The 5,684-nt window shown below is 44.6% G+C and carries 6 protein-coding genes; all 6 read right to left on the bottom strand.

From position 1 onward, the window contains the following. On the bottom strand, positions 1–415 hold a 415-nt coding region (locus WBM49_RS03935; RefSeq protein ID WP_424370762.1), incomplete at its 3' end, for a 2Fe-2S iron-sulfur cluster-binding protein. Between the two features lie 9 nt (positions 416–424). After that, positions 425–2,077 (bottom strand): NADH-ubiquinone oxidoreductase-F iron-sulfur binding region domain-containing protein, encoded by a 1,653-nt coding sequence (locus WBM49_RS03930; RefSeq protein WP_424370761.1) that lies wholly within the window; start codon positions 2,075–2,077, stop codon positions 425–427. Between the two features lie 3 nt (positions 2,078–2,080). Then, positions 2,081–2,914, bottom strand: a complete 834-nt coding sequence (gene fdhD / locus WBM49_RS03925) for a formate dehydrogenase accessory sulfurtransferase FdhD (protein ID WP_424370760.1) — start codon at positions 2,912–2,914, stop codon at positions 2,081–2,083. 164 nt (positions 2,915–3,078) lie between these two features. After that, positions 3,079–3,594 carry a gamma carbonic anhydrase family protein gene (locus tag WBM49_RS03920; protein ID WP_424370759.1) on the bottom strand — a complete coding sequence of 172 codons (516 nt, stop codon included), beginning with the start codon at positions 3,592–3,594 and terminating at the stop codon, positions 3,079–3,081. Positions 3,595–3,621: 27 nt separating this feature from the next. Next, on the bottom strand, positions 3,622–4,353 hold the full coding sequence (locus WBM49_RS03915) for a LytR/AlgR family response regulator transcription factor (protein WP_424370758.1): 732 nt from the start codon (positions 4,351–4,353) through the stop codon (positions 3,622–3,624). Beyond that, the coding region (locus WBM49_RS03910) for a histidine kinase (protein WP_424370757.1) at positions 4,350–5,684 on the bottom strand (1,335 nt) is incomplete at its 5' end. The genes WBM49_RS03915 and WBM49_RS03910, both read right to left, overlap by 4 nt.

Below are 5,684 nucleotides of genomic sequence, written 5' to 3'. Positions count from 1 at the left end.
TTTTGTTCAAATGGTTGTTTCCTTCCGGGTAGCGGACTTCCCGAATGCCCACTTGAGCAGCGACGGTTTGCAGCTCACAATTTCCGTTTACTTCGCAGGTAAGGCAGTCTAGCGGGTGGTCCGTAAGTACAAGCTCAATAATGTTCTTACGCAACTTCTGTACGCTGGGAGTACTGGTATATATGTAGTGTCCTTCAGACAAAGGGGCATGGCAGGATGCCATGGTTTTTACCGGACCGTCCTTTTCCAAAGCCACTTCCACACTACAAACCCGGCAGGCCCCAAAGGGATCGAGGTTAGGGGCATCACAAAGGGTGGGCACCAAATTTGAACCTGCATGACGACGTATAAACGCAAGCATGGTTTCTCCCGGATCGAATGGATAGGCTATGTTATTTATAAATGCAGTCTTCATAAGGCTCAATTAATTAAAGTAAGCGTTTATTTCCGAATCAAAATACTGAACTATGTTACGGATCGGTAACGGAATTCCACCACCGTGTGCGCAAAGGGATCCTTCTTCAAGGGTAGTAAGCAGGTCGTCAAACAGGGATCTATCAATCACATGCCCTTCCTGAATAGCCTTGGTTGCCATTTCATGTCCTCGTTTTGTCCCTAATCTGCAGGGAAAGCACTTCCCGCAGCTTTCGTAGGCGGCAAAATCAAACAGATGCTCAATATAGCTCATCATGGGATAATCTTCGGGGATACTAACGACTGAACCGTGTCCCAGTAAAAACCCGGCCTTTGCAAAGGATTCAAAATCCAGGGTGAGCTCGTCCAGTTTTTCAACAGGAACTACCCCACCTAAAGGACCCCCTATCTGTAAAGCCTTTACCGGGCTTTTAAACCCACCTCCAAGTTCATAAATCACCATGTTCATCGGAGTTCCCATGACCACTTCGTAGATCCCGGGACGTTTGAAAAAACTGTCCAGACACACTAGTTTAGTACCTGAAGATTTCTCCGTGCCAATTGCCTTCCATGAGTCCCCTCCCTCACTGATAATGTAATGAACCGCGGCCAGGGTTTCGACGTTATTTACTACGGTAGGTTTGTTGAAGAGCCCGCGTTGGGCGGGATAGGGAGGACGGATCCGTACTTCAGGGCGCTGCCCTTCTATGGAATTGATCAGGGCTGTTTCTTCCCCGCAAATGTAAGATCCCTGAGCCTGAATTATTTTAAATTCAAAATCAAAACCACTTCCATGTATGTTTTGCCCGACCAGGGCACGGTCTTTAAGCTGGTCGATGGCATTTTGTACAATGTTTACTGCTTCCGGGTACTCGGCCCGAATATATACGATCCCGTGATGTGCTCCTACCGCATAGCCGCTAACCAGCATACCAAAAAGTACCGAATGTGGCTGCTGTTCCAGCAAATACCTGTCGGAATAAGCCCCGGGGTCCCCTTCGTCCGCATTGCATATTATAAATTTGACATCTCCTTTCGCCTTGCTGCAAAACTCAAGTTTAAGGCCCATAGGGAATCCTGCACCCCCTCTGCCCCGAAGGTTGGAAGTTTTGATCGCTTCCAGCGCTCTTTCAGGTTGATTTTGCAACACTTCCATCCAGGGTTTGTAATATTCCTCAATACTACTGAAGGGCTTGGTCAGAATGGCCTCATGACTGGCACCCACATGGTAAGTATCGGGACGGCTTTGGGTACTATCCTTAACGATGGCGGTTAAGTTATCGATAGCTGTTCCCGAAAAATTTCGCCCCTGATAATGAAAAGCGGCATTTTCGTGGCAGCGCCCCAAACAGGTCATATGCCCAATCTGATCCGCAGGGAATTCCTTCCCTATTTTTTCCAGTACTGCAGCTTGGGTACCTGCACACTCACATGCCGTACCGTTGCATACATACACTTTTTTACCCTTGTTCTCGGGTTTGAGAAAGTCGTAAAAAGAAGCTGTCCCGAAGGTATTGGCCTTGCCGATCAAAAACTCCTCCGCGAGCAGGGCAAGTTCCTTTTCATCTGGCGTACCGGCCGGCTGTGCCAGGTTTCCCAGCTTGTCAAAGAGGTTTTCTTGAAGGCCTTTACGGCCCAGGAGTTCGCTTAAATTATCAGACATACACTAGCTTACTTTAGGGTTCAGGGAACTAACTCGGTTATTGTTTATTCGATAGGGGTGAGCGTAACAGGTGGCCCGTCCTTCACGACAAAAGCCAAGAAGGGTAATTCCGAATTCTTTAGCATAATCCACGGCCAGGGAAGACGGAGCCGATACGGCGGCTAAAAATGGGATTCCCGCTTTAAAAGCTTTAATCGTTATCTCGTAGGAGATGCGCCCGCTGACCGTCATCGCTTTGGCTTCGTCCATCCTGCCCCGTAACAGCAACCACCCAATTGCTTTGTCCACGGCATTATGGCGCCCAATATCTTCCTTAACCACCAGCAGTAATCCATTGGCATCGAATAGTGCAGCTGCATGGGTACCCCCGGATTGTTTAAAATCGAACTGGCCACGATTCATTTGCGCAAACATCTCAGTAAAACTTTCTGCGGAAAATTGTGAGGACGCCTCTATGGCCTTGCCCTCAAAAGCCTTTTCCCCGAGTTCTGTTTTACCGCAAATCCCACAGGAAGAAACAGACAACAGACTTCGGCTGTTGGAATAGCCGATGCCCAGATAGGCCTCCGGGATCTCTAAATCTACTACGGTTACAATGCCCTCTTCATTTTCCTTTTGAAGTATGGGGGTAGGGTGAAACTGCGTTGATGTTATGATGGCTTCGCTGTGTAACAAACCGCGGATCAGGTCGTTATCTGCGCCCGGTGTCCGCATAGACATGGTGAAGGGCTTTCCATTGATATTGATTTGCAGGGCTTCTTCCACGGTCAGGGCATCGACCACCGGGTCAACCCCCTGCACGTCAAATTTTTCCCCCTGATAATTACGCGTTGCCATTATTGCGACTCGTTTAATTCAATTCGCACGCTATCTTGTTTATTAAATATACGGGTTTTTCGGTAATTCGGAATAAAGCCGGAGACTTGTGAGGTGTTAAAAAAATTGTCAATGGACTCGTCGATGTTTTCGTTCGGAAAAAATAGTGGTTTCTCCCATTTTTACTATTCCTCTTTGAACCAACTGGCGTATTTTACATAGGAGTTGGCAATGCGCAGTATCTCACCCTGGCTTAATTCCGGACTAACATCTTTTAACTTCTTTGCAGGCATCCCACCATAAACCGTCCCTGGTGGCACTACCGTTCCTTTGGTCAGTACAGCCCCTGCGGCTATGATACTGTTAGATCCCACAATACAATCGTCCATAATAATACTCCCCATTCCAATCAAAACATTATCTTCTACCGTACACCCATGAACAATGGCGTTATGTGCAATAGAAACATTGTTTCCTATGTTTGTAGGTGCCTTTTGATAGGTACAATGGATAATGGCCCCATCCTGTACATTCACCTTATTCCCCATCCTAATATAATGTACATCCCCGCGAATCACCGCGTTGAACCAAATACTGCATTCATCTCCCATGACCACATCTCCAACAATGGTGGCATTGTCTGCTATAAAACACTCCTTTCCAAATTTTGGAGTTTTACCCAATATCGTTTTTATGATCATACACCCAATTTGATTTTTACTTATGCCTTATTCGAAATACGAAAGTAATTCCTTTTTTCTGGAAGCAGACACCATCAATTCCTTTCCATTGGAAATGACAACACTTCCTCCCTTGCCTTTTCTGTATTTTACTACCTCATTAATATTCACCAGAAAAGACTTATGGATACGCACAAAATTAAACTGCGCCAGGGATTCTTCAAAATACTTCAGCGTCTTACTCACCAAAATCTTTTTCTCCCCCAAAAAGATCTCAGTATAATTATCATCGGCTTTGCAATATAATATATCCGACACATTAAGCACCTGAAAACCATCTAATTGCGGCAGTGTTATCTTCCCTTCTGCCTTCTTTATGGTGGCAGACAAAATCCGATCATCCAAAAGATCTTCTTTGGAGATGATCTCCTCCACATAGGCCACCGCTTTAATTAGTTCGTCAATATTTATAGGCTTCATTAAGTAATATGCTGCATGCTGGTTGAGGGCTTCCATGGCATACTGATCATAGGCTGTTACAAATACTGTCTCAAATGTCCGGTCTGGTATTTTATCAAGAAGGTCAAACGCATTTCCAAATGGCATTTCCACATCCAGGAATACCAAATTTGGGCGATCCTTGTTAATTAGCGCCATCCCTTCTTTAATAGTACTGGCTTCCCCAAGTATGCTCACCTGATCACAATAGTCTCTGAGATAATTCCTGAGAATCTCCCTGCTTGTTATTTCATCATCAATGATCACCGCCCTTAACTTCATGAGCCTTTTTGTATGGTTAATATTACCTGCGTCCCCGTACCATTAACGTCCAGGTCCCTTACACTGACCGAAATATTGTGCTTATACATATCATTTAAAATGGCAATTCGTTTTTTAATATTATTCATGGCTGTAGAGCGCTGTTTTTTTTGATGTTGTGTTTTTAAGGTGGCCGACTTCTTTCTGCCGATCCCATTATCTTCAATACGAACCTCAAGGGTCTTACTATTTTTTTCTGACACGCGTATATTCAAAATCCCTTGAGATTCTCTATAGCGAAGTCCATGCCAAATAGCATTTTCTATATAAGGCTGTAAAAGCATGGGAGGTATCTTATAGGCCTCCGTATCTACAGAATCCTCAACCTCAAAGCTGTAAGTAAATTTATCAGGAAATCTGGAATGCTCTAGTTTCAGATATAATTCCAGCAGTTCGATCTCTTTATTAAGTGCGATAAAATCTTCTTCAGAATTTTCCAGTACAGTGCGCATCAACTTGGAAAAATCGCTTAAAAAGCGGTTAGCACTGCGCTCGTCGTTTTTAGAAATATAATTGTTGACAGAATTCAGGGCATTAAATATAAAATGCGGATTCATTTGGGATCGAAGTGTTTTCAGGGCCAATAAGTTATTGGCCAATTTTTGCTTTTGTGTACTGCGATAGAAAAAGAAAGCTGCCAGCGACATAAAAAGCATCCCGAATAACAGAGAATAGATGATCCATAATTGTCTGTTGTTGCTTTCTGCGGTTAATCGCTGCTCTGCCAGGGCCAGATCGTATTTACTCTGAGATAGTTCCCGCTCCTGTTCCAGTCCGGTAATCCGGTTCTGGGTTGCTGCTACTTCCCTGTTTAATCTGGCAGCTCTCGATATCTCCTGCTCTTTTCGGATATATAAAGTGTCTACGACCGCCACGTATTTCTGATAGGTTTCCAGGGCTTTGTTAAAATCGCCTTGCTTCCTGTATACCTCAGACAATTTGCGAGTGGCATCCTTTTGAACAATGAAGTCTTCTTCCAGATCTGCCGTTGCAATACTCTGTTCTAAATAAGGAATAGCCTCTACGTATTTATCCTGGGCGATATAGGCATTTGCAATCTTGTAGTTGATACGCTGCCGGGAAATGGAGTCCGGAGGTAAGGCGATATCAGATCTTTTTTTTGTGTTGTTTGGCATTCCCTCCAATTCCCGCAAACTACTTTTGCGAAGCTGTATCTCATCGTCATAGCGGTTTGTTTTGTTTAAAAAATCTGCCACCTTCTCTTTTTCCTGTACCGCTCTTTGGGGGGGCTGTTTACTGGCTTCCTTCAAGGAATTATCGTAATACGCATT

It is taken from the genome of Muriicola sp., assembly GCF_049669965.1.
GTDB lineage: Bacteria > Bacteroidota > Bacteroidia > Flavobacteriales > Flavobacteriaceae > Muriicola.
The sequence above is the reverse complement of the archived record's forward strand: the minus strand, read 5'-3'. Positions and strand labels throughout refer to the sequence as shown.

Excerpts from the sequence above, each read along its gene's own strand:
- WBM49_RS03930 (WP_424370761.1), bottom strand. The coding sequence starts at position 2,077 with ATGTCTGATAATTTAAGCGAACTCCTGGGCCGTAAAGGCCTTCAAGAA.
- fdhD (WP_424370760.1), bottom strand. The coding sequence starts at position 2,914 with ATGGCAACGCGTAATTATCAGGGGGAAAAATTTGACGTGCAGGGGGTT.
- WBM49_RS03920 (WP_424370759.1), bottom strand. The coding sequence starts at position 3,594 with ATGATCATAAAAACGATATTGGGTAAAACTCCAAAATTTGGAAAGGAG.
- WBM49_RS03915 (WP_424370758.1), bottom strand. The coding sequence starts at position 4,353 with ATGAAGTTAAGGGCGGTGATCATTGATGATGAAATAACAAGCAGGGAG.